Annotated in this window: 29 protein-coding genes; 14 read left to right on the top strand and 15 right to left on the bottom strand. The window is 63.6% G+C overall.

Annotated elements, in window-relative coordinates:
* Positions 1-22: 22 nt before the first annotated feature.
* From SO156_RS05975 to SO156_RS05960, 4 genes are all read right to left on the bottom strand, one after another.
* Positions 23-625, bottom strand: coding sequence for a K(+)-transporting ATPase subunit C (locus tag SO156_RS05975; RefSeq protein WP_458150646.1), 603 nt, complete (start codon positions 623-625; stop codon positions 23-25).
* A gap of 100 nt (positions 626-725) precedes the next feature.
* On the bottom strand, positions 726-2837 hold the full coding sequence (gene kdpB, locus SO156_RS05970; protein ID WP_498534155.1) for a potassium-transporting ATPase subunit KdpB: 2112 nt from the start codon (positions 2835-2837) through the stop codon (positions 726-728).
* A gap of 23 nt (positions 2838-2860) precedes the next feature.
* The gene (gene kdpA, locus SO156_RS05965) at positions 2861-4564 is read right to left on the bottom strand and encodes a potassium-transporting ATPase subunit KdpA (protein ID WP_458150643.1); all 1704 of its coding nucleotides are present in this window, start codon (positions 4562-4564) and stop codon (positions 2861-2863) included.
* Positions 4565-4688: 124 nt separating this feature from the next.
* Complete coding sequence (locus tag SO156_RS05960) at positions 4689-4778, bottom strand: K(+)-transporting ATPase subunit F (protein WP_498534154.1); 90 nt, start codon at positions 4776-4778, stop codon at positions 4689-4691.
* Between the two features lie 474 nt (positions 4779-5252).
* Between SO156_RS05960 and SO156_RS05955 the strand changes: the two genes are divergently transcribed.
* The 11 genes from SO156_RS05955 to SO156_RS05905 all read left to right on the top strand — a co-directional run bounded on the left by SO156_RS05955 (position 5253) and on the right by SO156_RS05905 (position 11672).
* Positions 5253-5720, top strand: coding sequence for a hypothetical protein (locus tag SO156_RS05955; RefSeq protein WP_498534153.1), 468 nt, complete (start codon positions 5253-5255; stop codon positions 5718-5720).
* Positions 5721-5789: 69 nt separating this feature from the next.
* Positions 5790-6026, top strand: a complete 237-nt coding sequence (locus SO156_RS05950; RefSeq protein ID WP_498534152.1) for a hypothetical protein — start codon at positions 5790-5792, stop codon at positions 6024-6026.
* A gap of 193 nt (positions 6027-6219) precedes the next feature.
* A complete protein-coding gene (locus tag SO156_RS05945) occupies positions 6220-6474 on the top strand; it encodes a hypothetical protein (RefSeq protein WP_458150639.1) in 255 nt (84 codons plus the stop codon).
* A gap of 31 nt (positions 6475-6505) precedes the next feature.
* Positions 6506-6952, top strand: a complete 447-nt coding sequence (locus SO156_RS05940) for a hypothetical protein (protein WP_498534151.1) — start codon at positions 6506-6508, stop codon at positions 6950-6952.
* 12 nt (positions 6953-6964) lie between these two features.
* Positions 6965-7882 (top strand): 4-hydroxy-tetrahydrodipicolinate synthase, encoded by a 918-nt coding sequence (dapA, locus tag SO156_RS05935; RefSeq protein WP_498534210.1) that lies wholly within the window; start codon positions 6965-6967, stop codon positions 7880-7882.
* A 30-nt stretch (positions 7883-7912) separates the two neighbouring features.
* Positions 7913-8311 carry a hypothetical protein gene (locus SO156_RS05930; protein ID WP_498534150.1) on the top strand — a complete coding sequence of 133 codons (399 nt, stop codon included), beginning with the start codon at positions 7913-7915 and terminating at the stop codon, positions 8309-8311.
* A gap of 112 nt (positions 8312-8423) precedes the next feature.
* On the top strand, positions 8424-8615 hold the full coding sequence (locus SO156_RS05925; RefSeq protein WP_458150636.1) for a hypothetical protein: 192 nt from the start codon (positions 8424-8426) through the stop codon (positions 8613-8615).
* 48 nt (positions 8616-8663) lie between these two features.
* Entirely contained in the window at positions 8664-9041 is a 378-nt protein-coding gene (locus tag SO156_RS05920; protein WP_498534149.1) for a hypothetical protein, read from the top strand.
* Positions 9042-9159: 118 nt separating this feature from the next.
* Positions 9160-9288 (top strand): hypothetical protein, encoded by a 129-nt coding sequence (locus SO156_RS05915; RefSeq protein WP_458150633.1) that lies wholly within the window; start codon positions 9160-9162, stop codon positions 9286-9288.
* Between the two features lie 142 nt (positions 9289-9430).
* The gene (gene upp / locus SO156_RS05910) at positions 9431-10066 is read left to right on the top strand and encodes a uracil phosphoribosyltransferase (protein ID WP_458150632.1); all 636 of its coding nucleotides are present in this window, start codon (positions 9431-9433) and stop codon (positions 10064-10066) included.
* Between the two features lie 34 nt (positions 10067-10100).
* Positions 10101-11672: an AMP-binding protein gene (locus tag SO156_RS05905; protein ID WP_498534148.1), complete on the top strand. Its 1572-nt coding sequence runs from the start codon at positions 10101-10103 to the stop codon at positions 11670-11672.
* Positions 11673-11677: 5 nt separating this feature from the next.
* Here SO156_RS05905 and SO156_RS05900 read toward each other — a convergent pair whose 3' ends face one another.
* From SO156_RS05900 to SO156_RS05850, 11 genes are all read right to left on the bottom strand, one after another.
* Entirely contained in the window at positions 11678-12589 is a 912-nt protein-coding gene (locus tag SO156_RS05900) for a flagellin (protein ID WP_498534147.1), read from the bottom strand.
* 14 nt (positions 12590-12603) lie between these two features.
* A complete protein-coding gene (gene flgK / locus SO156_RS05895; RefSeq protein WP_498534146.1) occupies positions 12604-14379 on the bottom strand; it encodes a flagellar hook-associated protein FlgK in 1776 nt (591 codons plus the stop codon).
* 22 nt (positions 14380-14401) lie between these two features.
* Positions 14402-14857 (bottom strand): flagellar protein FlgN, encoded by a 456-nt coding sequence (locus SO156_RS05890; RefSeq protein WP_498534145.1) that lies wholly within the window; start codon positions 14855-14857, stop codon positions 14402-14404.
* 19 nt (positions 14858-14876) lie between these two features.
* A complete protein-coding gene (locus SO156_RS05885; RefSeq protein WP_498534144.1) occupies positions 14877-15134 on the bottom strand; it encodes a hypothetical protein in 258 nt (85 codons plus the stop codon).
* Between the two features lie 3 nt (positions 15135-15137).
* A complete protein-coding gene (flgE, locus tag SO156_RS05880; RefSeq protein WP_498534143.1) occupies positions 15138-16418 on the bottom strand; it encodes a flagellar hook protein FlgE in 1281 nt (426 codons plus the stop codon).
* 19 nt (positions 16419-16437) lie between these two features.
* Positions 16438-17103: a flagellar hook assembly protein FlgD gene (locus SO156_RS05875; protein ID WP_458149848.1), complete on the bottom strand. Its 666-nt coding sequence runs from the start codon at positions 17101-17103 to the stop codon at positions 16438-16440.
* 476 nt (positions 17104-17579) lie between these two features.
* The gene (locus tag SO156_RS05870) at positions 17580-17849 is read right to left on the bottom strand and encodes a hypothetical protein (RefSeq protein WP_498534142.1); all 270 of its coding nucleotides are present in this window, start codon (positions 17847-17849) and stop codon (positions 17580-17582) included.
* Positions 17850-18037: 188 nt separating this feature from the next.
* The gene (locus tag SO156_RS05865) at positions 18038-18466 is read right to left on the bottom strand and encodes a flagellar export chaperone FliS (protein ID WP_458149850.1); all 429 of its coding nucleotides are present in this window, start codon (positions 18464-18466) and stop codon (positions 18038-18040) included.
* Complete coding sequence (fliD, locus tag SO156_RS05860; protein WP_498534141.1) at positions 18466-20166, bottom strand: flagellar filament capping protein FliD; 1701 nt, start codon at positions 20164-20166, stop codon at positions 18466-18468. The genes SO156_RS05865 and fliD overlap by 1 nt, the downstream gene beginning before the upstream one ends.
* Positions 20167-20230: 64 nt before the next feature.
* Positions 20231-21055: a flagellin gene (locus tag SO156_RS05855; protein ID WP_498534140.1), complete on the bottom strand. Its 825-nt coding sequence runs from the start codon at positions 21053-21055 to the stop codon at positions 20231-20233.
* Positions 21056-21196: 141 nt separating this feature from the next.
* A complete protein-coding gene (locus SO156_RS05850; protein ID WP_498534139.1) occupies positions 21197-21892 on the bottom strand; it encodes an RNA polymerase sigma factor in 696 nt (231 codons plus the stop codon).
* 747 nt (positions 21893-22639) lie between these two features.
* Between SO156_RS05850 and SO156_RS05845 the strand changes: the two genes are divergently transcribed.
* The 3 genes from SO156_RS05845 (at position 22640) to SO156_RS05835 (ending at position 26760) form a co-directional block, all read left to right on the top strand.
* Entirely contained in the window at positions 22640-24838 is a 2199-nt protein-coding gene (locus SO156_RS05845; RefSeq protein ID WP_498534138.1) for a hypothetical protein, read from the top strand.
* 66 nt (positions 24839-24904) lie between these two features.
* Positions 24905-26215 (top strand): hypothetical protein, encoded by a 1311-nt coding sequence (locus SO156_RS05840; protein ID WP_498534137.1) that lies wholly within the window; start codon positions 24905-24907, stop codon positions 26213-26215.
* A gap of 14 nt (positions 26216-26229) precedes the next feature.
* A complete protein-coding gene (locus tag SO156_RS05835) occupies positions 26230-26760 on the top strand; it encodes a hypothetical protein (protein WP_458149856.1) in 531 nt (176 codons plus the stop codon).
* Positions 26761-26762: the final 2 nt, after the last annotated feature.

Here is a 26762-nt window from a genome sequence, read left to right as displayed (position 1 = left end):
CGGCCACGGGGAGCCTAGGCCGCTACTTGCCGGCGCGATCGAGCGCCAGGTTCAGCGCCAGCACGTTGACCCGGGGCTCGCCGAGCAGGCCGAGCAGGCGGCCCTCGGTATTGCCGGCCACCATCTGCCTGAGCTGCTCTTCCGACATATTCCGCGCCCTAGCCACCCGTGGGACCTGGAATTGGGCGGCTTCGGGCGAGATGTGCGGGTCGAGACCGCTGCCCGATGTCGTGACCAGGTCGAGCGGAACGGGCTGGTTCGGGTTCTCCGCCTTCAGCTTGTCCACGTCTTCCTTCAACCGATCGGCCAGCGCCTTGCTGGTCGGGCCGAGGTTGGAGCCGCCCGAGTTGGCGGCGTTGTAGGGCGCGGACACGGTCTTGGTCGAGTCATTCGGATCCGGCGCGACCGTCGCCGACGGGCGGCCGTGGAAATATCTATCGTCCTTGAACTCCTGCCCGATCAAGGCAGAGCCGACGACCTTGCCGTCCTTCTCGACCAGGCTGCCCTGTGCTTGGGTCGGAAAGAGCAAGCCGGCAATGCCGGTCATCGCGAGTGGATAGGCCAGTCCCGTGATGAGGGTCAGCGCGACCAGCAGGACGATGGCGGGGCGGATTTCTCTGAGCATGTTACGTCTCCTAATTCTCCGAGGAGCGAAGCGACGAAGCAATCCACGCTATCAGCCGCGGCGGCATTTCTGGATTGCTTCGCTTCGCTCGCGATGACGCTCAAGCAAGGTGCAAGGCGGTGACCACGAGATCGATCGCCTTGATACCGATGAAGGGAATGATGATGCCTCCCAAGCCGTAGACCATCAGGTTGCGGCGCAGGAGCGCACCGGCGCCGACGGCGCGGTACGCGACGCCCTTCAGCGCCAGCGGTATCAGCGCAATGATGATCAGCGCGTTGAAGATGATCGCCGACAGGATGGCGCTCTGCGGGCTCGTCAGGTTCATGACGTTGAGCACGTTGAGCTGCGGGTAGAACGCCAGAAACATCGCCGGGATGATCGCAAAATATTTCGCGACGTCGTTGGCAATCGAGAACGTCGTCAGCGCGCCTCGCGTCATCAACAGTTGCTTGCCGATCTCGACCACCTCGATGAGCTTGGTCGGGTTGGAATCGAGGTCGACCATGTTGCCGGCCTCGCGCGCGGCTTGCGTGCCCGTATTCATGGCGACGCCGACATCGGCCTGCGCGAGCGCCGGCGCGTCATTGGTGCCGTCGCCGCACATGGCGACCAGCTTGCCCTTGGCCTGCTCGTCGCGGATCAGCTTGAGCTTGTCCTCAGGGGTTGCCTGCGCCAGGAAATCGTCGACGCCGGCTTCGGCAGCAATCGCGGCCGCCGTCATCGGATTGTCGCCGGTGATCATGATGGTGCGGATGCCCATGCGACGCAGCTCCGCAAAGCGCTCGCGAATGCCGCCCTTGACGATGTCCTTGAGCTGGACGATGCCGAGCAGGCGACCGTCCTTGGCCACCGCCAGCGGCGTACCGCCCGATTTCGACACCTCATCCGCGATCGCCTGGATCTCGCGTCCGACCTCCGAGAGCGCAGCCGGTTGCATCACGCGTGCCGTGTTACCCGAAGCGACAAGCGGCGCACCGCCGCCGATATAGTTGAGCATGGCGTCGACTGCACCTTTTCGCACCGATACGCCACCGGCATCGACGCCGCTCATGCGGGTCTGCGCCGTGAAGGGGATGAAGGTGGCCCCTAACTCAGCCATATCGCGGCCCCGGATGCCGTATTTCTCCTTCGCCAGCACGACGATGGAGCGGCCTTCGGGCGTCTCGTCGGCGAGCGAAGCGAGCTGTGCGGCATCGGCGAGCTCCTGCTCGGTTACCCCGCGCACGGGACGGAACGCGGTCGCCTGGCGGTTGCCGAGCGTGATGGTTCCGGTCTTGTCGAGCAGGAGCGTGTCGACGTCGCCGGCGGCCTCGACGGCGCGGCCGGACATGGCCAGCACGTTGAAGCGCACCAGGCGGTCCATGCCGGCGATGCCGATCGCCGACAACAGCGCGCCGATCGTGGTCGGGATCAGCGTCACGAACAGCGCGACCAGCACGATCACCGAGATCGAGCCACCGGCATAGGCCGCGTAGCTCGGAATGGTGACGGTGGCGAACACGAAGATGATGGTGAGGCCTGCGAGCAGGATGTTGAGTGCGATCTCATTCGGCGTCTTCTGCCGCTCGGCGCCCTCGACCAGCTTGATCATGCGGTCGATGAAGGTCGAGCCCTGCGCCGCGGTGATGCGGACGCGGACCCAGTCGGAGAGCACCTGCGTGCCGCCGGTCACCGCCGAGCGGTCGCCGCCGGACTCGCGGATCACGGGTGCGGACTCGCCGGTGATCGCGGCTTCGTTGACGGAGGCGACGCCTTCGATCACTTCACCATCGGAGGGAATCGTATCGCCGGCCTCGACCAGCACGACATCGCCGACCTTGAGGCTGGTGCCTGGCACCAGCTTGAAGGTCCGGTCGGAGCCGGTCAGGAGCTTGGCCTGGCTTTCCGTGCGGGTCTTCCGCAGCGAATCGGCCTGCGCCTTGCCGCGGCCTTCCGCCACCGCCTCAGCAAAATTGGCGAACAGCACCGTGAACCACAGCCAGAGAATGATCTGGAAGGTGAAGGCGAGGTTTGCGCCGCCGGTGACGAGGTCGCGCAGGAAGATCACGGTGGTCAGCGCGGCCACGATCTCGACCACGAACATGACGGGGTTCTTGATCATGGCCCGCGGATCAAGCTTGGTGAAGGACGCGCGGATCGCCGGCACGACGATCTTCGGATCAAGCATCGCCGAGACGGAAGCGCGCTTTTGCAGTTTCATGGTTTCCATGGAGGTCACTCCAGATAATTCTGTCAGAAGAGGTTGCCAGCGTTCATCGCGAGGTGCTCGACGATCGGGCCTAGCGCGAGCGCGGGGAAGAATGTCAGGCCGCCGATGATCAGGATGACGCCGACGACCAGGCCGACGAACAATCCGCCCGTGGTCGGGAACGTGCCAGCTGACGGCGGATGAGTCTTCTTCTCCGCCAGCGAGCCGGCGATCGCCATTGCCGGGATGATCATGAAGAACCGGCCAACGAACATCGCACTGGCGAGCGTCAGGTTGTAGAAGAAGGTGTTTCCGGTCAGGCCCGCGAAGGCGGAGCCGTTGTTGCCGGTGGCTGACGTAAAGGCGTAGAGCACCTCGGTGAAGCCATGCGGCCCGGCGTTCGCCATTGAAGCCACCGCTGGCGGGAACACTACCGCGACCGCGGTCCAGCCGAGATACATCAGCGGCAGCACCAGGATCGCGAGCATCGCCATCTTGACCTCGCGCGCCTCGATCTTCTTGCCGACATATTCCGGCGTGCGGCCAACCATCAGGCCTGCGACGAAGATCGCGATCACGACGAACAGCAGCATGCCGTAAAGGCCGGCACCGACGCCGCCGACGATGATCTCACCAAGCTGCATGTTGATCAGCGGAATCATGCCGCCGAGCGCGGTGAAGCTGTCATGCATGGCGTTGACAGCGCCGCAGGAGGCGGCGGTGGTGATCACCGCGAACAGCGAGGAGGCAACGATGCCAAAGCGGACTTCCTTGCCCTCCATGTTGCCGCCGGTCAGCCCGAGCGCCTGAAGCGTGGAGGTACCGCTCGCTTCCGCCCAATAGGTGACGGCGACGCCGGCGAGGAAGAGCACGCCCATCACGGCGAGGATCGCCCAGCCCTGGCGCTGATTGCCGACCATACGGCCGAACACGTTGGTGAGGGCAGCACCCAGCGCAAAGATCGAGATCATCTGCACGAGATTCGACAGCGCCGTCGGATTCTCGAAGGGATGCGCCGCATTGGCGTTGAAGAAGCCGCCGCCATTGGTACCGAGCATCTTGATCGCGACCTGCGAGGCGACCGGGCCGACCGCGATGGTCTGCTTGGCACCTTCCAGCGTGGTCGCCTCGACATAGGCCCCGAGCGTCTGAGGCATGCCCTGGGAGACCAGGAACAGCGCGTAGACGATGCAGATCGGCAGCAGCACATAGAGCGTGCAGCGGGTGACATCGACCCAAAAATTGCCGATCGTCCGCATCGATGCGCGCGAGAAGCCGCGGATCAGCGCCACCGCTAGCGCGATGCCGGTCGCCGCCGACAGGAAATTCTGGTGCGTCAGGCCCAGCATCTGCACGAGATACGAGACCGTGCTCTCGCCGCCGTAGTTCTGCCAGTTGGTATTGGTGATGAAGGAGATCGCAGTGTTGAAGGAGAGATCCTCGGCCACCGCAGGCTGACCTGCCGGATTGAACGGCAGCAGGGCCTGGAGCCGCATCACGCCGTAGATGATGAGGAAGCCGCCGACGTGGAACAGCAGCATGGCAACTGTGTAGGTCAGCCAATGTTGCTCGCGCCTTTCGTCGACGCCGGAAATCCAGTAGATCCCGGTCTCGACCGGGCGCAGCACCGGCGACAGGAAGGTGCGCTCGCCATTGAAGACGCGCGTCATGTACCAACCGAGCGGCTTGGCGAGCGCGACGATGATGGCACAAAAGAGAATGATCTGGAGCCAACCGATCACGGTCATGGTTTATGTCCTTGGCATCAGTCTTTGAGAATTGGTCTCGAGCGCAGCAGCGCGAGAAGCAAAGCAAGCAGAAGGACGACGAGAACGACGTCCGCCAGCAACAGTTTCAGGAGCAGGAGCACCCTCAGAAGCGCTCGGGCCTGAGCAACGCGTAAGTCAAATAAAACAGCAAGCCGACGGAGACGAGCCCTGCGAGCGTATATTCGAAGATCATGACCGCTCTCCCGTCACAGCCGTTCGCAGGCATAGGTGTAGCCGATCGCAAGCGCGAACCAGCCGAAGGCCAGCGCCACCACCAGAATGTCCATCATCGTGGTACTCCTTATTGCGGCCAAACCGGCGCAACCATTTCGTTGGGTTCGGGCGGGCATCTTGCGGCAGATCAGAGGCGAGCCGTATCCGCACCGCCCAGCCGGAATTCTCACGGCGGTGAGGTGCCACTGGGGCCATAGGTTTTCGAGATGAGGGCTATGGCGAAGTTATAGGAATCTCATAAAGGCAGGGCCGCCCGCCTTATCGACGATCGGCTCTGACGGGCTGCGACGCGGCTCCGAAATTCTACAATCGCCGCCTCCCACGCTTATGAAATCCTTATATTTCCGGCTCTGAGGCCCCCTCGTTTTCAAATGCCTTCTCGGCCCATTCTATAGGTGCCGACCTACGCGGCCGGCTTGCCGAGAATATCCCCATGCCCGTGCTCAACCAGCATTTCGATCCCATTGCGCTCACCGAGCGACTGCGCATCGCGCATGTCGTCACCCGGCCGCTGATGCAGGACATCCTCGACAAGGCCTGCCGACGGATGCCCTGGCTTGGACGCAGTGAAAAGGCAGCACGCCTGACGCGGTTGATCGATGCCGAGGCCTGGGCCGACGCGGCCTTGGCGCTCCTGGAGCTCGAATTGCCGCTCTGGCAGGTTCGCCGCATAGTCTATGACCAGGGCGAATGGTATTGCGCGCTCTCGCGCGAGCGCGAGTTGCCGGACTGGTTGGACAGCTCGATCGAGACGCAGCATGCGGATCTCGCGCTCGCGCTGCTCTCGGCCTTCATCGAGGCGCAGATGCTGAGCGCGGAAGCGACGCGGCCGAGCGTTCCGTCCGTCCGCGCCGCGCTGGACCCGCTGTACGAGCCGGCGACCTGCGATAATTTCAGCTAGCTCTGAATCAAATCGTTTCGAACCTTGGCGCGACCTTCCGATAGGCCATTCACGCTCAGCTCAGCAAGGGTGCTTGCGCGATTCGCCGCGCGTATTCTGGTTCTCTTGGGCTTTGCCTCATTCAGCAGCGTCCGCTTCGAAAGCGCGCTCGCCCCGCTGCTCTGGATGGCCATCATTCTTTGCGCCGTCGTCGGCCTTGTCAGGCGAGAACGGCCGTTCGGAGGCGAGCTCAACCATTGGGACGAGGGCGCAGCTTTCGGCGCGCTGTTTGCGCTGGTCCATGTCGTCGGCAACCTGAGCGCCTGAACATCAGGGTTCTCACTTTATGACGTTCTTATGAGATCGCCCCTCGACCGCCCTCGAAATCATATTCGCAAGCCAGGATATTAGGCAGGCAAATTACGCAAAGCGTGCCCGCAACGAATTCTCCCAACATTCGTCGAGAGCGGATAGCCGCAGTCAGCGGACACGGATCGCGTCGATCACAAGGACTACGAAGATGAAACTCGTCGAACCTCCGTCGTGCAGCTCGCCTTCAACTGTTGTCTTCATCGGCCGGAATCGCAGGGGACAGTGGGTCGCCCAGGAACAGAACGGCCTCTATGGCGGGCTCTTCGTCAGCCGCGCGCAAGCCATCAAATACGCGCTGTTCGAGAACGGACATCATCTCGAAACCATCGTCGAACTGCCCCGCGAGATCGAGCTCGACATGAGCCGCACGCCGCAAGCGGCCGCCGATCGGCGCGCGGCCTGACAGAACGCATATCTTCCCAAGGAGTATCCGGATGCTCCAGCTTCACTCGTTCATCTCCGAGCAAGATCAGGTCGTCGATACCATGATTTCGCTCACGCACCTCTCCAACCTCAATCGGGCGATCGTTGCGGGCCAGGGCAGCACCAGCCTGTATCTCGCCTTGCGGCGGCGCGGCCTTGTCCGGATTGGATTCCCCTCGACGTTTCGCCTGCGCAAGGCGACATGCGCCGTCGGCCTCATCACCGTCCAGGAATCGATGGACGAATTTGAGATCGCCTTGGCGCAAGTCGCTCCTTCACTGGGTACCGCGGCGACAGTTGCGGTTCTCATCAAGGCGAGCGAAAGTGGTTTCGCGATCAAGATCCGCAAAAAACTCGAACAACTCGGTTTCCGGATCGAAGCGGGCGTGAGGTGCCATCAAGGGCTGGTTCTGTCTGCGAGGCGGCAAGGCCTTGCGCAGATGGACCGCGCGGCGTGAGGTCCCTTGACCATGCTCGTCCCTCCCTCCGCCTGGCTCACCGGCTACATCCCTGATCTGCCGACCCCGTTCAACGCGGCAGGTCTTGTCGATCTCAAGGCCTTCGCCTCGCTTTGCGAGCGCCAGATCGCAGCCGGCGCTCCGGCGCTCCTGGTTTGCGAGACGGCCGGTGAAGCCCCAACGCTGTCGGCTGCCGAGCAGGAGCTCATCATCCGCGCCGCGATCGATGTCGCGCGCGGCCGATGCAGGATCATCGCCGGCGCCGTTGCTAACGCGACCAGTCATGCCATCGAGCTAGCCCGGCGCGCCGAGGCCGCCGGAGCAGACGCCGTGCTGTCGGTCGTACCCTACTACAACAAGCCAATGCAGGAGGGCATGCTCGCACATTTTCGGGCGATCGCGAACGCGACCGTCCTGCCCATCATCCTGCACGATGTTCCCTCGCGCACCTTGCGCCCTCTCGCCGACGACACGCTCGCGCGTCTCGCCGAGAACAGGCAGTTCGTCGGCCTGCGCGATGGCAGCGGCGACATCTGCCGGCCAATGCGCCTCAGCGGGCACTTGCCTGCCGGCTTCCGCCTGTTGTCCGGCGACGACGCAACTGCCTTCGGCTTCATCGCGAGCGGCGGCGACGGCGCGATCTCACTGATTTCGAACGTCGCGCCGGATCTGTGTCGGACCATCTTCTCCAACTGCCGGCAAGGCCGGATGCAGTCCGCACGGTACTTGCAGAAGCGGCTCGCGCCGCTCGAAGCTTGTCTTTCCAAGGAAAGTCCAGCGGCTCTCAAGTACGCGTTGGGCGTGCTTGGCCTGATGCTGCCCAGCACTCGCTTGCCGATCGCAGGGTTGGATGACGCGGCCAAAGCCGAGGTCGCCCGTGCTTTCGTCGCGATCAACGACGAGGAGTTGATCGATGTTGGCGAGGGGTGATGCCGTCCGACAAAGTTCGGCCAAGCAGTCATGAACTCGCTGAAACCCGCAGAGGGTCACGGCAAACTGCTGCGCGCTTGGCAGTTGGCGATCCTACGCTTTGCAATCACACTTGACGACGCGGACCGGTTCAACGTTGCGGGTCTCGCTGCGGAACTCGACCGGCTCGGGCGTCGAGATTCCGAAGACTCCCCGCATTTCTTCCGCCGAACAAGCTCCCAGCTTTGCGCGGCGATCAGTGGGCAGCAGCAGAATGCGGACGCCATCTTGAAATGCTTTTTCAACCAGATCGATGTACCGCGCCTGCGCCTCGCCTTCGCTGCGGCCGTCGGAACAACGCGTTCGGATGCTGGCCCGCCCGCGGCGCGACCAAAGCGGAACCGCGACCTGTTCAGAGGGCTGCCGGCGCAACGAACGGCACCTTTATGAAATTCTTATGCGGCGGCCTCGGTGTTCGTCTCGCAATCCTACGCCGCGATGGACATCATACGAGGCAGATCGGAGCGGCGATCTCACCCCGCCACGGATTAGGATTCCTCAAATGTCGATGCTGATACATGGCTTTGAAAGGCCCTTTGACTGGGCGGAGCGCCCGGCGCGGATCTCGAAAGCGCGGAAAGCCCAGCTCAAGCGCCTCGCTTTGCGCGTGCTCGGCGTACTCTCGGCGGGTGGCGTGCTCGCCGCGCTCATCGCACTGAAGACCGCAATCTATGTCTGGCGCTTCCACGCTTGACCGGCATGGTAGACGATCATGACCTTAGAGATGTCTGAGGAGGCCGCCATGGCCACGATCGCCCTTCAAGCTGCGCATCTCCCGCCTCGGCCTCCGCAGGCGCAACGGGCATCCGAGCCGACGACAGCGCTCCAGCCGCTCGATCCTGAGATCATCAGCGCCTCCATCCCCGCCTTCTTCATCGGCCGCAACACGGCCGGTCTCTGGGTCGCCCGCGAGGCCAGGGGACGCGTTGGCGGGATCTTCCTGTTCAAGAGCTCGGCGGTGGAGTTTGCACATCGGCAGAGCAAACCGGCACAATGCGCGCTGGTGTTTCCATCCGATACGTTCGAGCTTGATGTCGAGAACGACGGCAATCCTCTCGCCGCTCAACTGGCGCGGTGGACTAGTCAAGCCAGGCGCCGTCTGGCGCGACTTGCCGCATGATAGCGGAGAACGCGTGAAATGACCGAACTCAAGATCATCGTCATGGTTGCGCTGATGGGAGCTCTCTTTCTCGGCACGCGCGTTGGCGCGCTGCCTGCCCTCGCATCGGACGATTGAGATGCGGCCCGCCAAGGCAAATCTCGAGCACGCGGTCACGGTCACCATCTTGACCATGACGCTGAGCCTGATCTGGGGCGGCATCCTGACGCTCGTGATCACGCTGATCGCGCGTGGATTGGGCGTCTAGACCGGAGGCCGATGGCGGCCTTTGAGGGCGGCAACAGGGTCAGGACGGAGATCGCAATGCCCTCCGGTTAGGCAGCTCGAGCGCAGGGAAAACGCTGCCGCCGATCTGGCGCGAGCCCGGGGAACCGTGTAGAGCGGTTACCATGGGTAGCTGCAACGTCCACGTCGTCGATCATCCCCTGGTCCAGCACAAGCTCTCGCTGATGCGGGAGAAGGACCGCTCGACCAAGAGCTTTCGCGAGATCCTGAACGAGATCGGGATGCTCCTGTGCTACGAGGTGACGCGCGACCTGCCGCTGGAGCTCGTGGAAATCGAGACGCCGATTTCGGCGATGCAGGCACCAAAAATCGCCGGCAAGAAGCTCACGCTGGCGCCGATCCTGCGCGCCGGCGTCGGCTTCCTCGACGGCATGCTGGCGCTGATGCCATCCGCCCGCATCGCCCATATCGGGCTCTATCGCGATCCCGCTACCTTGCAGGCCGTGGAATACTACTTCAAGGCGCCGCAGGACCTGTCCGACCGCACCGTCATCCTGATGGACCCGATGCTTGCGACCGGCAACTCCGCCCGCGCCGGCGCGTCCCTGCTGAAAGCGCGCGGCGCTCGCGACATCCGCTTCGTCTGCCTGCTGGCTGCCCCGGAAGGCATCGCGCAGTTCCAGTCGGAACATCCGGACGTACCGATCTGGACCGCCTCGGTCGACGAGCGGCTCAACGATCATGGCTATATCGTGCCGGGCCTGGGCGATGCCGGCGACCGGATGTTCGGCACCAAGTAGACAGCTTTGCACGATCGGGTTACTGCGGGTAGCCATGCGCCCCAACGATCGCTCGCTGCAATCGCTGATCGGGATCGAGATCTTCTCCGATCCCGCGCTGGTGTTTGACCGCACGCCCGTCCCGCGCGCCGAATTGTCGGGCAGGATCGACCAGACCGCGGCGTGGCTCGCTGCGCAAGGCATCGGCAAAGGGGATGTAGTCGCAGTCTGGCTGGTCAATCGCATCGAATGGATCGCGTTGCTGTTCGCTGCCGCCCGACTTGGCGCAATCATCGCCGCGGTCAACACACGCTACCGCAGCGCGGAAGTCGCCCACCTCCTCCACCTCTCCGGTGCGAAGCTTCTGGTGATGGAAGCAGCGTTTCGCTCGATCGACTTTGCCGCCATTCTCGCCGATATCGCCGCAAGCGATGTGCCGGCGCTTGAAAAGCTCGCCGTGGTCGGCGCGGATACGATCCCGGCCCAATGGCCCTGCATACGCTTCGACGCCTTCGAGAGCCTCTATCCGGCGGCGCCATCACGCGGCGACGTCGACCTGCCAGCACTGCTCTACACCACCTCGGGCACGACCAAAGGGCCGAAGCTGGTGGCGCATTCGCAAGCGACGCTGGCCATGCATGCAGCTGCTATCGCCAAGGCGCTGGCGCTGTCGCCGCAACGCCATTCGCTGCTCGCAATGCTTCCGTTCTGCGGCACGTTCGGGATGACCGCCCTGCTTGCCTTCCTCACGGCCGGCGTCACCATCCACGTGCTCGATGCGTTCGACGCTGCGCCGGCGCTCAAAATCTTGGGTGAGCACGCGATCACGCATTCCTTCGGCTCGGACGAGATGTTTCGCCGTATCCTGGCGCTGACCGATGCGCCACGGCCGTTCCCACATGCGGAAGTGTTCGGTTTCGCCGCGTTCCAGCCCGGCTGGCGCGAGTTTGCGGCGGAAGCGGAGGCGCGGGGCTTGCCGCTGTTCGGCCTGTACGGCTCGAGCGAGGTGCAGGCCCTGTTCTCGATCGGCCGGCGCGATGCCGCCTTCTCCGACCGCATCGAGGGCGGCGGCTGGCCGATGTCGCCGGATGCTCGCGTCCGCATCCGCGATACGGACAGCGGCGAGCTGATGGGACTTGGTGTCTCCGGCGAGATCGAGATCAGCGCTCCCTCGCGCTTCCTCGGTTATTTCAACAATCCGCAAGCGACACACGAGGCAACTACCGCCGACGGCTTCTTCCGCACCGGTGATATCGGCCGGCTGCGTGGCGACGGCTCCTTCGTCTACGAGACGCGGGCGGGCGATGCCATGCGGCTCGGCGGCTTCCTGGTCGCGCCCGGCGAGATCGAGGACGAGTTGAAGTCGTGCGCCGGCATTGCCGATGCGCAGGTCGTCGCCGTCGATATAAACGGACAGGCCCGCTGCGCCGCCTTCGTGATCCCGGCAAAAGAGCCACCGCCTGAGGCTGCACTGGTCGCGCGCCTGCGCGAGCGGCTGGCCGGCTACAAGGTCCCCGCGCGCATCTACTTCGTCGACGCTTTCCCCGTCACCGACAGCGCCAATGGCGTCAAGATCCAGCGCGCCAGGCTGCGCGCCAAGGCCATGGAGAAGATTGCCGCCGAATAGCGGTGCTATTTCAGGTAGCTCGCAAGATTCATGCCCAGGATCTTTGCGAGCGCCGAATAGGACGCGGTAAGCTGGGACTGATAGGTCGACAATTGCGCGGTGACGGCGGCCACGTCGACGCTGGTGAGATCGCTTCCCAGCGTCTCGGCATAGCTCTTGTAATCGCTCTGGCGTGTGCTCGCCGTCTCGATCTGCGAGGCCGCGCTCGACAGCTTCGCCTGGACGGCAGCAGTGTCGTCCAGTGCGGTGCTCGCCAGATCCAGCGCGCTGGTGATGTCGGAAGAGGACAGCGAGGAGCTGTTGGCGACATACTTCAGGACGCGCATCACCTCTTCGAAGGCCGAATTGTCCGCCGTTACACCGTAGGACACGCTCTGGTCGGTCGCAACGCGGACCGAGGCGATCTCGCTGTCGCCGCTATAATAGCTGGTGTCCGCCGTCGTGGTAGATCCCGTACCTGTGGCGAAGCTCGTGAGATCGACTGGCGCCGTCTCCGTCTTGCCCCCCGCGAAGACGTACTGGCCGTCATATTGCGTGTTGAGCAGTGACCCCATCTCCTCCAACATCTGTTGCGCAGAGGAGATCACCGAACTGCTCTCCGTCGAACTTCCGGTCGAGGCGGCGCTGAGCTGGGTGCGGAGCTGGGTAATGATATCGGTCACCGAGCCGACCGCGGAATACATCACCTGCACCTTGCTGTCGGCGAGCGACGCGGCATCGATATAGGATTGCGCGCGCGTCACCGAAACCTGGAGGTTGACCACGTGCTGCGTGGTCGAGCCATAGCCGCCGAAATCGCTCGAGATGACACCCGACGATTCCTGGATCTGCTCGTTGGCCATGACGGCCTGCACGCGCATCGCGTCCGCGATCATCGTGTTCGACTGCGCGAACGTGGCAACCCGCATCGCCACCATGGCCCGCTCCTCGCTTAGCCCGATTGCACGGCGGTCAATAGCGCCGAGTACATTGTGTTGATGGCCTGGATCAGGGCGGAGGCCGCCGTGTACTTGTTCTGGAGCGTGCTAAGCCGCGCCGATTCTTCGTCAAGATTGACGCCCGATTGCGACGACAGCGAGCTCGCATAGGTCGACTGCGCGGTCTCCTTTGCGGTGTAGTTGGTGGAGGCCTCGGAGGACTTGCTCGCGACATCGGAAACGATCGCCGCGGCATAATCGGCGAACGAGCCGGTGGTAGCGGCCAGCCCGCCGGACGACGCGAATGTCCGCGAGTCCGTCAGCGCGTCGTAGAAGTTGTTGACCACGGTCGCCGAGCCCGACGTCAGTACCTGGCTGCCGACGGTCAGGCTCGACGAAGAGTCCAGCGTCGCCAGCTGCAGCTCGTCGGTGCCGGAAAGGATGCTGCTGTTGACCGCGATATCGGACGCGCTGGTGCCCGTCACCAGATCGTTGAGGCCGAAATACTGCGAAAATCCCTCGCTCGAGCTTCCGACCGAACTCGTCATCTCGTTGATCGCGACGCCGTCGCTGGACTCGGTCGACGTGATGGTCAGGTGGCCGTTCGAATCGATCGAAGCTGAAAGCCCGGAGATCTTGTTGATGGCGGAGACGAGGTCTCCGACCGTGGAGTAGGACGAGAGATCGAGATCGCTGTATGAAACGAGGTTGCCGCTCTGATCGGTGACGGCAAGGCGCACCGTGCCAGTGGCCGAGAGCAGCGTGGAGCTGGTGACGCTGGTTGTCCCCGTCAGGGTGGTCGGCGGCGGCACCGATGACGCGCTGTTCGACACGCTGTTCATCGCCGAGGCGAGCTGCTGGGCGAGCTGGTCGAGCTGGGACTGCGCGGCCGGCAGGGTCTTGTCGCGCAGCGTGATCAGGGCTCCGATGTCGCCACCGGTGATCTGCGAAGTGATGTCTTCCCCATTCACCGTAATGGCGCTGAAGCCGCTGGACGATGAGCCGGCACTGTAGACCGTCGACGAGGAGACGTTGGCCGCCGTCGTATAGCTGATGGTGTGCGCGGTGCTGTCGACCAGCGCCTGGCCAGACGTGGTGTAGATCTGGAGATCGCCGTTCGAGGCCGTGTAGTAGCTGACATTCATCTTGGAGGCGACGTCCTGCAACGCGGTGTTGCGCTGGTCCTCCAGATCCGCCGTCGACTGGCCCGCTGCCGCGGTCTGCTTGATCTCGGCATTGAGGTCGGCGATCTGCTGCAAGTCCGAGTTCACGTCGTCGATCGAGGAAGAGATATCCTGGTCGGCATTGGAGCGTAGCTTCTGGATGCTGCTCGACGTCTCCCGCAGCTGGCTCGCGACGTCGTCGAGTGCACTGATGACATTGGATTGCAGCGAAGCGCTGCTCGGCGTGCTGGCGAGCGACGACAGCGCAGATTCCAGCGACGCGATCGTATTGGCAAGCGACGTTCCGGTCGACGATGAGCTTGAGCTGCTGGTCGAGCCGTAGAGCTTCTCGAGCGAGGTAAGGTAGGTGTTGGTCGTGTCGGCCGAGCCAAGGTCCGAGGTCGCTGAGATCAGCGACTTCAGCAACAGCTTGTTGACGTTCGAGGTGATGCCCGTCACCGTGACGCCGGTACCGACGCCATTGGTGACGCTGCTCGCCTGGTTTGCGGTCTTCTCGGTATAGCCTGTCGTGTCGGCGTTCGAGATGTTCGACGACGTCACGCTGATCTGCACCTGCGTGGCCGACAGCCCGCTGAAGGCGATCAATCGTGCGATATCGAGCGACACGGCGGCTGCCCCTTCCCTGCCCTCAGGCCTGACGAATGGTGCCGCTGGAGACCGCGCGCGCGGCGAGCCGACCCGACGCGCCATAGGGCGACACCGCGGCGATCTGCTCGCGGATCGCCTGCATCACCGCCTCGATACGACGGTTGCTGGCCTCGATCGCCGCGCGCAGGCGCACCAAATTCTCATCCATCGCCGCGCGCAGCGTCAGGATCCGCTCCATGAGCTGTTCGCGCAGGATCCGGTCGCGGACATGCAGGCTGGTCGAGCCGGCAGCGCATTCCGCAACGGTTCTCTCGAAGATTTCCGCCAGCCGGTTCTTCTCGTCGACCTGTTTCAGCCGCGAGGCCGGGAGCCCTTTGGCAAGCTCGGCGTTCTCTTCGGCGACCAGCGCGGTCAAGACGTCGATCAGCGCGATCAGCGATTTGATGCGCGTGTCACTTTCGGCGACGCTGGTCCTGGTCATTTGAGCCTGTTTCATGTTCGTTGCTTTCGTGGTCTCAATTGTGCCGCCGGCCGCGGCCGATCTGTGCGCCGCGCAAATAGGCGCCGATCGCCGTGGTTCGCACGCTCGTCTGCCGCGCTTCGTCTTCGATTGCCTCGGATTCGCGGATCAGGCCGCGGCGCGCCGTCTCGATGTCGTCGAGCAAGGCGAGCAGTTCTTTGCGCTCGCGGCCAGCAGCGCGGGCGCGCGCAATCAGTCGCCGCAGTCGCAGCAGCAGCGCCTCTCCCGCGGCATGGCTCTTATCCCCGCCCATCGTCTACCTCATCGCCGAGATCAGGGTGTCGTACATCTTGTTGACGGTCGAGATGACCTGCGAGGCCGCAGAGTAGGCCTGCTGCGCCGAGATCATGCTGGAGAACTGGCTCGAGGTGTCGGTGGTGGAGGATTCGAGCTCGCTGCCGTAGATCGTGCCCGCGCCATTCTCGCCGGAGGCTTGAAGTGTCGGATCTCCCGATGCGACGGTCGCCGAATACATCTGGTCGCTGCTGGCAGACAGACCATTAGGATCGGCAAAGGTCGCCACCGCGATCTTGTAGATCGCGATCGTCTTGCCATTGGAATAGGTGGCATCGACAACGCCGTTCTTGCCGATCGCGATGCTCGACAGGGTGCCGTAGGACAGGCCGTCCGAGGTAATGCTGGTGACGTTGACCGACGGCGTGGTTTCGCCTGACGCATATTGCGTCAGGCCGTCGGTCCCGCCTACGGTGCCGAGGTCGAGCGTGATCTTGCTGTCGGCGGCGCCGTCCGACCAGCCGGTCACCGCGACGGTCGCGGGGCTCGGGCTGGTGCTCGCCAGCGAACCGTCGGAGTTGAAAACGATGTCGATCGTGCCGCTCGTGCCGGCCGTCGCGCTGGTCGCAGTCGTAGTCGTGGTGTCGGACGTCGAGGTCGGTTGGGCGACGCTCGCGCTCCAGGTATTGGTCCCGGTCTTGGTCCAGGTGATCTTCATCGAGTTCGCCGCACCGAGCGAATCGTAGACCGTCATCGAGCTGGTGTAGGTATCGCCCGTAGCAGCATCCGACGGCAGGTTGGCCGCGATCGTCGTCGTGGTGGTCGCGCTGCCGCTGGTCGATGCGACCTGGGTATTGATGGCTTCGAGATTGCTGGCCGATTCGTTTCCGGTGACGTTGCCGTCAGCGTCGGTGCGCCAGCCCTCGAGATAATAGCCGTTGTTCTCGAGGTAGCCTGCGTTGTCGATGGTGAAGGCGCCGTTGCGGGTATAGGAGACGGTGCCGCCGGACGTCGCATTGGTCGCCACGAAGAAGCCCGAGCCCTGGATCGCGACGTCGGTTGCGTTGGACGTCGCAGCCAGCAGGCCCTGCTGGGTGATATTAGCCCGGCCGGAGACCGTGACGCCACCCGAGGCATAGGAGGTTGCGTTGCTCGATGCGGTGACGAGATCATCGAACATCGCGGACGTCGTCTTGTAGCCGGTCGTGTCGGAATTGGCGATGTTGTCGCTGATCATCGACAGGGCCTGGCTCTGCGAGCTGAGCGCAGAGATTGCCGAGGAAAGTGCGCCGCTGAGGCTCATGATCGAACTCCGAAAGAAATCAGGACGTGACGCCGATGATGTTGGCAGCGCTCACCGAGACGCCGTTCACGGTGAGCGATGGCGTCGAGGTCGAGGTGTCGATGCCGGTCACCGTGCCGGTAACGGTCGTGTAGTTGAGAACGGAATTGCCAGCGCTGTCGGTCGCGGTCACCGAGATCGTGTACTGGCCGCCGTCAGTGAGTTGGTTGCCGGACGAGTCCTTGCCGTCCCAGGTGAAGCTATTGGAGCCGGTGGTGCCGGTGGTGGTGGTCGTATAGACCGTGTTGCCGGACGAATCCTTGATCGTGATCGCAACGTCCGAGGACGCCGCCGACAGCGAGTAGCCAAACGTCGCCGAGCCGTTGCTCAGCGTCGCGGTATCGGACTTCGCTTCCACCGTGTGGCCGATGTAGTTGACCGAGTTCAGCGTCACGAGGCTCGAGAACGAGCTCGCGAGCGCGCTGAGATTGGTGTTGATCGACTGCTGCTGGCTGAAATTGGCGTAGGACGTGAGCTGGTTGATGAAGTCCGTCGTCGAGGTCGCGTTCAGCGGATCCTGGTTCTGCAGCTCACTGACAAGCAGGCTCAGGAACTCGTTCGACGTCAGCGATGAAGTCGATGAGGAGCTCGACGACGATGTCGTCGTCGTTGCTGTCGAAGTGGACGTCGTCGCGGCAACGGTCATCAGTATCCTCGGTTCCTGTGCAACGCGCGGCTAGCGAACGCGTCGGGTTGCGACTTGAAATCTGTGTGCTGATGAAACGCGCTGGCGCGTGAATTCAGGCGGGGATTCGCGCGCCGCGACGCGCTTTCCGAGGCGGCAAAATCTGCCGTGCAGGCGCGACTTAGAGAAGCGACGAAATTAAGCGGATCTGCCGGCGCGGAACGGGCGAGGTCCTTCGCCACACTTGCGCACGGAGTGATTGCGTATGCGCATCCGCAAGTTCGTCATGCCCGGGCTTGTCCCGGGCATCCACGTCCTTGGTGCCGCGGGCAAACGCGTGGATGGCCGGGACAAGGCCCGGCCATGACGATGTGGAGACAGGGTTGCCCCCAGCGCTCACGTCATCTGTGATGGCTCCGCCGCGGACGGGATGAGGTGACGAAAGGCTTCGCGTCCGCTTCAAAGTCGAAGCTAATGAAGCACCTGAAACGAGAAGCTCAGTTCCCCGCCGTCTCGTCCTGGGCGTGGGGCTTGGCGGGATCGGCCGTGCGTTTGGCGGCGGCGACGATACGATCGGCAAGTCCGGCGGGCGCCCGCACCGGCGGTGCGGCCAGCGCATTGCGGAGCGCGCGTGCCGCTTCCAGCAGGGCGCGCGCATCGGCGGAATGACCGAGCAGCTCTTCGGCGAACGAACGACGGTCTTCGGGCCAGAGGGACAGGTCCTCGCCCAACCGATCGATCAGATCCTCAAACTCGGTGATGTCCATCGCCCGGGTCCCGCACCCCCGGGCCTGTCATAAAGCATTGCAGAGGCGACGGAAACCGAATTCGCCTGTCGGGACGCGACAGGACCGGCGACGCTCCCGCGGAATTATCGCGGAAACCACCGCCCGAGCGAAGAAATACGGGACGCCGGAATCCCGCGCCGGTCCAAACCGACGCCGGCGCAAGGGCCTCAGCGCTTCTGCGCCGAACCGACCGGCCCAGCCTTGGCCGTCCGCACGGTCGCATCGACGAATTCCCAGGCCTCGCGCAGCTCGGTCAGGCCGGCGATGATCCGCCCATAGCTCTCGCGGGCATGCGGCCGGCCGTAAGCGCGCAGGCTCGCCAGGATCATTGCATTGTAGGTCTGGTAGAGCCGCTCGGCCACCGCTCCGCCCTTGGTGAAATCGAGATTATGACCGAGCCCGCGCAAAATCGCGGTCGCCTTCATCAGATACTCATGCCCCTCCTCGAAGCGCCGCGCCTCTTGCGAAGCAAGCGCCTTCTGGAGAAACGTGATCGCGCCGCCAAGCAGCATCGACACCGCCTTGAGCGGCGGCACGGTGGTGGCCGCACCCCGATAGGCCTGATTGGCCATGTACGCCATCGGATTATGCATCATTAACTACTCGAGCTGGAGTTGAGCAAAGCCTTGAGATAGGTCAGCGTGTTGTTCGCGCTCTCGATCGCCGCCTGGTACTTCGCATATTGCGCTTCCAACTGCGTCTGATAGGCCGACGCGGCGCTCTGAATGTCGTCGACCTTCTGCTGTAGGTCGTCGTCGCGCGTTTCCAGGTTGGTGATCAGCGTCTGCAGCGACCCGGTGCTCGACGAGGCATTCTTGGCAACCTGATAAAGCTGCGTGGCGATTCCTGACGTCGACGTCACCGTGATCGATTGCGAGGTCGTTCCGGAATAGGTGAAAGCCATGCCGGCATAAGCCGTGCCGGCGTTACCGATGATGGTGGTGCCGCTGACCGTGAATAGCGATGAGTCGCCGCCGACCGAGGCCGAGCTCAGATTGCCGGAGGAATCGACCGTCAGGTCCAGCGTGAAGGATTGCGGCGAAGTTCCGGTATTCACGACGCTGAGCTGGCTCGATGAGGTCGTGGTCTGCGCCGACAAAAGCGTGGTCACGCCGCTCAGATTGGTGCTCAGGATCGAGGAGAGCGTGCTGGTATCGAGCTCCAGCTCGTTCTTGTCATTGAACGACAGGCCGAGGTCGGCCATCGTCAGCCCGCCCACCGTACTGTTGAGCGCGTTCTCGAGCTGGCTCGTGATGTCGCGCATGGTTCCGTCGCCGAACAGCACCGCGCTGGACGACGCCGTACCGTCCGAATTGGTCGCTTGCTGTGCGATGACGGCGTCACGATACGCATTGTAGTTCGTGACGAAGGTGGTAAGCGCCGACGTGATCTGGCTGGTATCGGTCCCGATGCTGATGTTCAGCGTCGCACCGGTGGTTGTTGCCTGTAGCAGATCGAACGTGACGCCTGTCAGCACGTCCGTTATGTCGTTGGTATCCCGGGTCATCGAGATACCGTCAAGGGTGAACTTCGCTGCCTGGGACGTCTGCAGCACGTCGGAGAATGATCCGGAGCTGTCGGTCACCCCCAACTCGTTGAGGATGTCGTTGCCGGACGTGCTGGAATAGGTGATGTCGGCGGCATCCTCTGTTCCCGAGAGCACCATCTCGTAGGATCCGCTGGAGACCTGCACGATCGACGCCTGGACGTTGGTCGTCGAGGTCTGGGCATTGATGGTGTCGACGATATCCTGGAGCGACATCGTGCTCGTCACGCTGATGCTGGCGGTGCTGCCGCTACCCAGCCCCAGCGAAAACGTCCCGGTATAGCCGAGCGCGGTGGTTTCGCTCGACTGCGAGGTCCCGATCACCTTCTGCGCCGTCGCGATCTGGCTGATCGTCAACGTATGGTCGCCGGTCGCAGCGCCATTGCTGACGCTCATGGACAGCGCGGACGACGCGCTGACGTCGCCGGTCGAGCTGATGGACGCCGAGCGCGTTGCGAACACGTTCGTCGCGAGCGAATTGACGACCGAAGTCGCGAGCGACGAAAGCCCGGAGGACAACGTCGAGAGGTCGGTCTGGAGTGTCTGGTAAGCGGAGACCTTGGCCTCGTTGTTGGTGATGGTGGTCGAGATCGTGGTCGCCGCAGTGAGCTTGGCATTCACAGCCGCCGTGATCAGCGCGCTCCAGTCGACGCTGGTCGACGTGGTCGTGCCGGTCGTTGTCACCGATGAAGCGCTCGACGCCGTCGAACTGGTCGACGTGCTGCTGGTGCTTGAGCTGACACTGGTCACTGATGTGCCCGACCTATCGCAGGAAAAGCCGGGCCGGCCTCATGCCGGCCCGGAAAGACGATTCTTAGCCGAGCAGCTTGAGCAGGTACTGCGGCATCTGGTTCGCGGCGGATTCCGCCGACACCGCGGCCTGAGTCTTCACCTCGGCCGAGGACAGCGTGGCCTGCTCGGCTGCGATATCCACGTCCTTGATCGCCGAGTTGGCGGATTCGAGGTTCTGGGTCTGGGTCGAGATCGAGTCCGAGGAGAAGTTGAAACGCGACTCCTGCGCACCGATCGAGGCGCGGGCGGCCGAGACCGTGTCGATCGCGGTATCCAGTGCGGTCAGCGCCGAGGTCGCGCCCGTCTGGGTGCTGACGTCGAGCGAGGAGACGGCGAGCGAGGACGCCGTCAGATTCGACAGCGTGATGGTGATGGTGTCCGATCCCGACGAGCCGACCAGAACCGAGACGCCCGACGAAAATACGCTGGTGCCGTCGAGCAGGCTCTGGCTGGAGTAGCGCGTGCCGCTCGCGATGGAATCGATTTCGCTCGTGAGCTGCGAGAATTCCGATTGGATGTAGGTGCGGCTGGAGCTGGTGGTGGTGCCAGAGGACGACTCGGAAGCCAGCGACTTCATGCGGGCGAGAATGTCGGAGATGTTCGAGGCGCCGCCGTCGGCGGTCTGGAGGACCGCGGTCGCCTGCGAGGCGTTGGTCGCGGCCTGCTGCAGCGTGGTGACGTCCGAGGAGATGCGGGTGGAGATCGCAAGACCCGCGGCGTCGTCGGAGGCCGAGGTGATGCGCGAGCCGCTCGACAGTTTCGAGAGCGCGCTGCTCTCCTGCGCGGAGTTGATGTTGAGGTAGCGGACTGCGGCATTCGCAGCGGTATTGGTGGAAATCGCGGGCATTGCAGGCTCCTGTGCTGATGGGCATGACGTGCCGCATCGTGATTAAGCGACTGACGACGCGGGCGCAGCCCCGTCCGTTCGCTCAAACGGCGGAGCGCAAGGAGATCAGGCGAAAATAATTTCGGATGCGGGATTTTATGGTTAGCAATCTGTAAACGCGGTGCGAATGTCGCGTTCGTGCCGCCGCAGCAGCTGGCGGAGCTGCTGGCGGCCACGCTTGAGAAGCGACTCCACCGCAGCGACCGTGGTGTCCATCACCTGGGCGATCTCACCGTTGCTCATGTTCTCATGATACGACAGGATCACCGCGACGCGCTGCTGCTCGGGCAGCCGCTGCATTGCGACCTCCAGCATGTCGTTCAGCTCGTTGCGCTCGATGATGTCGGCCGCATCCGGCTGACCATCGGCAACCTCCGGCACCGTGTCGACGTTCTCCGTGCGCGGCTTGCGGCGCAGATCGATGCAGCGGTTGGAGATGACACGGTAGAGCCAGGTGGAGAACTTTGCGCGACCATGCTGCCAGCGTCCGCGATGGCTCCAGATCTTGAGCATGGTGTCCTGCACCACGTCCTCGGCATCCGCGGCGTTGCCGACGATGCGAAGCGCGATTGCATAGGCACGATCGATGTGACGTTCGACCAGCATGCGGAACGCCGCTTCGTCATCGGTCGCAAGGCGATCGAGCAGCTCGCTGTCTTCATCGAGGACGATCTCGGCGGCCGGCATCGCGTCCGGCGCGAGCGGCGCGGACGGCATCACCGGCAACGTCTCGTCGACCGGCACCGTCGTCGTGACTTCGGCCTCGGCGGGCGCCCAGACATCAAGCGCGTAACTCATCCCGCAATCTCCAACCCGCAATGCCGGCGGCGCATATTCCACACGGCTTCCAGGCGTTGAACGCGGGAGCGAACCAATCCAGGCGGAGAATTTTTGTTATTTTTCAAGATGTTATCCGGAATCTTTTGCCGAGTGACCGGCAACAATTGCCGACATTGCGCGAAGCGCGCGCTACTGTCCTGCAATCATCGACATCGTCTCGCGTCATTTGCGGATCATTCATCCCGAACAGATGCAGCTTCGAAAACTCGAGGAGATACACGGCACTAAACCGAACACGCGCTCTGCGCGCGAGGCACGCGGCGATCGATTGTGTCCAAGTGTGAATGAACGCGAGACGATTTTCTCACTCGGCAATTTTTGCCGAATCACCTTTTCGAACCTAGCGGATTTTTTGAATCTGTCAGTCGCGACATGCGCGGTTTTGAATCGCGCGCGAACTTTTTTCGTCACGATCGCGCCTGACTTGCAACACGGCAGCGTTAATCGGTTCGATTGGCGGGGAATTGCAGCATGAAGATCGTGACGGCCGACGCGAAACGTCGGAGGAGAATTGTTTCTGCTTGGTCATTCGATGTTTTCGATACATTTCTCGTGCGCGCCTGCACGACGCCAGATGGCGTATTTGAAAGGACTTACGAGCTATCAGGCATTTCAAGAATATGTCCGAACGTTTCCACCAGTTTCGTTCAACATCGCATACAGGCCGAATCGCGCGCACGCCGAAGCGCGAAGGACAAACGCGGTGTGAGCGAAGTGCATATCGCCGAGATCTATTCCTATTTTCCGTTCAAGCTGTTCGGACTCGATCGCCACAATCTCGATGATCTCGTCGAGGCCGAGTTCGCCGCCGAGATCGAGCTTTGCCGCGTCAATCCGGAAATGCTCCAGCAATATCTGGACATGAAGCGCGCCGGTCATCGCACCGGATTCATCTCGGACACCTACTGGGATTCCGCGCAGCTCGCCCGCCTGCTGCGCGCCTGCCGTCCCGGCCTCGACTGGGACTTCCTCTATGCGTCCTGCGATCACGGCAGTAGCAAGAGCGAGTGCTTGTTCGCCAAATACATCTCTGATCAGGGCATCGATCCGGCCGCGTCCTTTCACGTTGGCGACAACGAGAGCGCCGACATCAAGGGCGCGCGGCGCCACGGCATCCGTCCCCGCTACTATGCGCAAGCCTCCGCGCCATTGGCCTTGAAGCTCCAGCGCGAGACCGCGATGTTCGACTTGCTGTGCCAGGGCAAGCCATCGCGGCTCGACCAGGGCGCGCGCACGCTGCGGCGAATGGTGGCGTCGCGGAGCGCGGAGAAATCAACGGCGTTCCAGTCGGGCCTGACCGTGCTTGGTCCGGTCATGACGGCGTTCGATGCTTTCGTCGCGTCGCGCTGCGAGGCGCTGGCGCAGCCAGGCCGGCGCGTGACCCTCGGCTTTCTCGGCCGCGATGGATTTTTGTCACACCGGATCTGGCAGGAACGCCGCGGCCCAACGTCGGCCTATGTCGAGATCAATCGCCGCGTCAGCCTGATCGGCTCCGCCGATTCGATGGAGCCGCTCTGCGATCTCCTCGGCAAGGTGCTCAGAATCGATGCGCCGACGCTGCGCGACATGCTCAAGATCCTGCCGCCAAAGGTCGCCGCCTTCTTTGCGAACTATCCCGACGGGATCGCGCCCGGCGACGAGCTTGCCGAAGCGCTGCCGCACCTGATGGACGCAAGCGAGATCACCGAGCTTGCCGCCGGCTTGCGCGCCCGCCTGCTCGCTTATCTCCGCCACACCATCCCGGGGTTTGACGACTGCACGGACCTCGTTCTCGCCGATCTCGGCTATTCCGGCAGCGTACAGAAGGCACTGCGCCGCATCTTCGACCAGGAAGGTATCAAGATCCGCCTGCACGGTGCCTATCTGATCTCGCTCGACGACGCCTTCGACGACATCGCCGAGGGCGATACTGCGGAAGGCTTCGTCTCCGATCTGGTGGTGACGCCACACGTCAAGCGCATGCTGATCCGCAATGTCGCGCTGCTCGAGCAGATCTGCTGCTCTGCCGACGGCTCGGTGCGAGACTATCAGGACGAGACCGTCCTGCGCGAGATCAATCCGCGCCCCGCCGAACAGATCGCGCTGGCCACCGAGATCCAATCGGGCGCGCTGGCCTTCGCGGCAGCAGCGGACAAGATCGCCTCCGAATACGAGCTGGTGCCTTATGCTGCGCTCGACGTCGCCGCAAGCTGGAGTGCGGCGATGCTGGCGCGCCTGTTGCTGCTGCCGGACGACGACGAGATCGCGCTGCTCGGCGGATTGAAGCACGATGTCAATCTCGGCACCCATGCGCTGGCGCCACTGCTCGACGGCGATTTCGTCCGCAACCAGCTCACGGCTCGCGGCCTTTCCGCCGCCTGCACCTCGGCCGCGCCGCCGATGTGGCTTGCCGGCAGCTTTGCCGGCCTGTCGCCGTCCTATTCCTATCTCTACACGCTGTTCGGCGCGAACCGCCTGCCCCCCGACGTGTTCGAGGAAGCCGCCTGCGGTACGTTACAGATCGGCCTGTTCCGAACCGAGGGCAGCGCCTCGATGGAAACGGTGACCGTTTATCGCACCGGACTTGGCGAGCTGCGCCTGCGCATCCCGTTATCGCGGGCGATGGCCGTCGCGACGATCGCCGTCCCGCTGGCGAAGCTCGCCCGCGAAGGTCTCCTTCACGGCGTGACCGTCCAGGGCGGCGACAGCGTTCGCGACGCCTCCGAAAGCCAGGACGTGACCGGGATCGCTGCCGACGGCCTGGTCCATGCCGGGCTCCAGCGAAACGGCTCCTATTACTGCGCCGAGAACGACGGCGGCTGCCTCCTGATCCCGGTCGCCCCGATGGCGCGGGACGTCGCGGTCTATTCGATCGCGCTCACCTCGCTCAGTCACGCCCGCATCCTTGCCACCCCGCGCGAATAATGCGCCTGATCGCGCCCCCTCGCCCGTTGAAGCCCAAGGGCCGACACGAAACGAGGGGGCACGGAGTTGACGGACGAAACGCAAACAGATCTTGACGGCCTTTTGCATGCGGCCGGCATCCGGCTCGGTGACGCGCAGCGCTATCGCCTCGGCTGGCTGGTTGGCCGCTGCGGCGCCCCGACGGTGCAGCAGGCGCATGAAGGCCGCCGAAGCGGCGGGGTGGTCATCCTGACCGAGCCACCGAGCGGCGCCGCGGCCGAGCTGTTCTACCGCACCCTGACTCCGGGCTGCGCGGTCGTCATCCCGCTCAGCGAAAATCCGGGCTTTGACTTCCTCAAGTCGAAGCTGACCGAGTTCGGCACCGTCGGCCCGAGCGCCGAGGGTCCGCATGAAATGTGGTGGGGCGGAATCGGCTGGTCGAGGTTTCTCGCGGCCGCGGATCAATGCACGGTGCGGCCGCGCGTCATCTCCTACTACCCTTACGGCACCGACCCTTCCGCGATACGCGCCTTGCAGTGCTCACTCGAGGCCTTTGAGCTCGACAGCCATATCGAGCCGATCGCAGCCGAGCTCGGCGAAGAGTTGCTTTGCTTCGAGAAGGCCGAGTTCATCGCGCGGATTTGGAGCCGCTACAGCGAACCGCTGCTTTTCGTCGAACCAGGCGCGGTACTGCGCGAGGCGCCTCTGCTGCCGTCCGCGCTCGGCTGCGACGTCGCTCTCCACAAGTGGAACCGTTGGGAGATGTCGGCGCGTACGCTCTATCTCGGCCGTACGACCGGCGCGGAGCAATTCCTGCAGGCCTGGCACCACCTTGCCGCCTCCCATCCCACGATCTGGGAAGGCTATCTGCTCGACCAGGCCTGGAGCCACGCCTCCTCGCATGGCCCGCTCGACACGGTTTGGCTCCCCCGCTCCTATCATACGCTGACGGGTGACCTCGCCGCGAGCCGCGCCAGCATTATCCATGCGCAGCCGACGACCACGACCGAGCTCGGACCTGATCCCAGCTTCGCCTCCCTCGTGCGCGCGGCCCGCCGCGCCGGCCGGACCGGCGCGGGTGACGCCTTCATGGTCATGACTTCGAAGGCCACCCCCGACAATGGCGTCGCCGTGATCCTGCGCGACGTCGAGGCCAACGAGGCGCGTGCGGTCGCCGCCACCGTCGAGGCGGTGACCGGCGCCTTTGCCCGCGACTGCGGCGGTTATGGTCGGTTCGAGCTGTCGCTCTGCGGCTGGCAGGACGATGTCAACACCGCACGGGAAGCGGCGCGCCTCGCGCGCTATCGCGTGTTCGAAATCACGCCGGGACAGAAGATCGCCGGTGACTTCTTCGCCAGCGCCGCCGCCGAAGCCACGCGCTGCCATCTCATCCCCTGACGAGAGCAATTCCGATGCTGAAGACCATCATCCTGCTCACACAAACCGGCCAACAGCAGCTACCGCTTGCTGCGCTGCTCCGCGAGCACAATCCAGGCCTGTCCTTCTGCTCGGCGCTGTCGGCCCGCGACCTCCTCGCGATCGCACCTGAAACCTTACGCGATGCGCGGCTGGTGTCCTTTGCCAACGATGTCGCAATCCCCGAGAAATTCCTGCTCCAGCTCGGGTGCGGCGCCTACAAATTCTATGTCGCGCCCGTTCAATATCCCGGTCTGCCGACGGCGCCCGACGACGGCGATGATCCGCGCTGCTTCTCGGCGATCGCGCAATCGATGACGATCTGGCCCGACACCCGCCGCGTGGTCGGACTTGAAACCCTGACCGTTCCGGAAGAGGCGCCGTTGATCGAACGCGAGCGGCAGACTTTCACCCGACTCGCACACCTGTTCTGGCGGATGGCCGGCATGATCGCGAATGAAGCGACCGAGCTGCCGGGAATCATCGACAGCACAGAGAGCAAGCCGAGCTTTGCGCAGATGAATTGAGG

The organism is Bradyrhizobium sp. UFLA05-125 (assembly GCF_059803515.1).
Note: the sequence above shows the minus strand (reverse complement) of the source record. Positions and strands in the feature narration are given on the sequence as shown.

Excerpts from the sequence above, each read along its gene's own strand:
- kdpB (WP_498534155.1), bottom strand. The coding sequence starts at position 2,837 with ATGGAAACCATGAAACTGCAAAAGCGCGCTTCCGTCTCGGCGATGCTT.
- SO156_RS05905 (WP_498534148.1), top strand. The coding sequence starts at position 10,101 with ATGCGCCCCAACGATCGCTCGCTGCAATCGCTGATCGGGATCGAGATC.
- SO156_RS05890 (WP_498534145.1), bottom strand. The coding sequence starts at position 14,857 with ATGAAACAGGCTCAAATGACCAGGACCAGCGTCGCCGAAAGTGACACG.
- SO156_RS05855 (WP_498534140.1), bottom strand. The coding sequence starts at position 21,055 with ATGCCCGCGATTTCCACCAATACCGCTGCGAATGCCGCAGTCCGCTAC.
- SO156_RS05975 (WP_458150646.1), bottom strand. The coding sequence starts at position 625 with ATGCTCAGAGAAATCCGCCCCGCCATCGTCCTGCTGGTCGCGCTGACC.
- SO156_RS05900 (WP_498534147.1), bottom strand. The coding sequence starts at position 12,589 with ATGGTGGCGATGCGGGTTGCCACGTTCGCGCAGTCGAACACGATGATC.
- SO156_RS05945 (WP_458150639.1), top strand. The coding sequence starts at position 6,220 with ATGAAACTCGTCGAACCTCCGTCGTGCAGCTCGCCTTCAACTGTTGTC.
- SO156_RS05930 (WP_498534150.1), top strand. The coding sequence starts at position 7,913 with ATGAACTCGCTGAAACCCGCAGAGGGTCACGGCAAACTGCTGCGCGCT.
- SO156_RS05960 (WP_498534154.1), bottom strand. The coding sequence starts at position 4,778 with ATGATCTTCGAATATACGCTCGCAGGGCTCGTCTCCGTCGGCTTGCTG.
- SO156_RS05925 (WP_458150636.1), top strand. The coding sequence starts at position 8,424 with ATGTCGATGCTGATACATGGCTTTGAAAGGCCCTTTGACTGGGCGGAG.
- SO156_RS05875 (WP_458149848.1), bottom strand. The coding sequence starts at position 17,103 with ATGACCGTTGCCGCGACGACGTCCACTTCGACAGCAACGACGACGACA.
- SO156_RS05940 (WP_498534151.1), top strand. The coding sequence starts at position 6,506 with ATGCTCCAGCTTCACTCGTTCATCTCCGAGCAAGATCAGGTCGTCGAT.
- upp (WP_458150632.1), top strand. The coding sequence starts at position 9,431 with ATGGGTAGCTGCAACGTCCACGTCGTCGATCATCCCCTGGTCCAGCAC.
- SO156_RS05835 (WP_458149856.1), top strand. The coding sequence starts at position 26,230 with ATGCTGAAGACCATCATCCTGCTCACACAAACCGGCCAACAGCAGCTA.
- kdpA (WP_458150643.1), bottom strand. The coding sequence starts at position 4,564 with ATGACCGTGATCGGTTGGCTCCAGATCATTCTCTTTTGTGCCATCATC.
- SO156_RS05870 (WP_498534142.1), bottom strand. The coding sequence starts at position 17,849 with ATGGACATCACCGAGTTTGAGGATCTGATCGATCGGTTGGGCGAGGAC.
- SO156_RS05850 (WP_498534139.1), bottom strand. The coding sequence starts at position 21,892 with ATGAGTTACGCGCTTGATGTCTGGGCGCCCGCCGAGGCCGAAGTCACG.
- flgE (WP_498534143.1), bottom strand. The coding sequence starts at position 16,418 with ATGAGCCTCAGCGGCGCACTTTCCTCGGCAATCTCTGCGCTCAGCTCG.
- SO156_RS05885 (WP_498534144.1), bottom strand. The coding sequence starts at position 15,134 with ATGGGCGGGGATAAGAGCCATGCCGCGGGAGAGGCGCTGCTGCTGCGA.
- dapA (WP_498534210.1), top strand. The coding sequence starts at position 6,965 with ATGCTCGTCCCTCCCTCCGCCTGGCTCACCGGCTACATCCCTGATCTG.
- SO156_RS05915 (WP_458150633.1), top strand. The coding sequence starts at position 9,160 with ATGCGGCCCGCCAAGGCAAATCTCGAGCACGCGGTCACGGTCACCATC.
- SO156_RS05865 (WP_458149850.1), bottom strand. The coding sequence starts at position 18,466 with ATGATGCATAATCCGATGGCGTACATGGCCAATCAGGCCTATCGGGGT.
- SO156_RS05955 (WP_498534153.1), top strand. The coding sequence starts at position 5,253 with ATGCCCGTGCTCAACCAGCATTTCGATCCCATTGCGCTCACCGAGCGA.
- SO156_RS05920 (WP_498534149.1), top strand. The coding sequence starts at position 8,664 with ATGGCCACGATCGCCCTTCAAGCTGCGCATCTCCCGCCTCGGCCTCCG.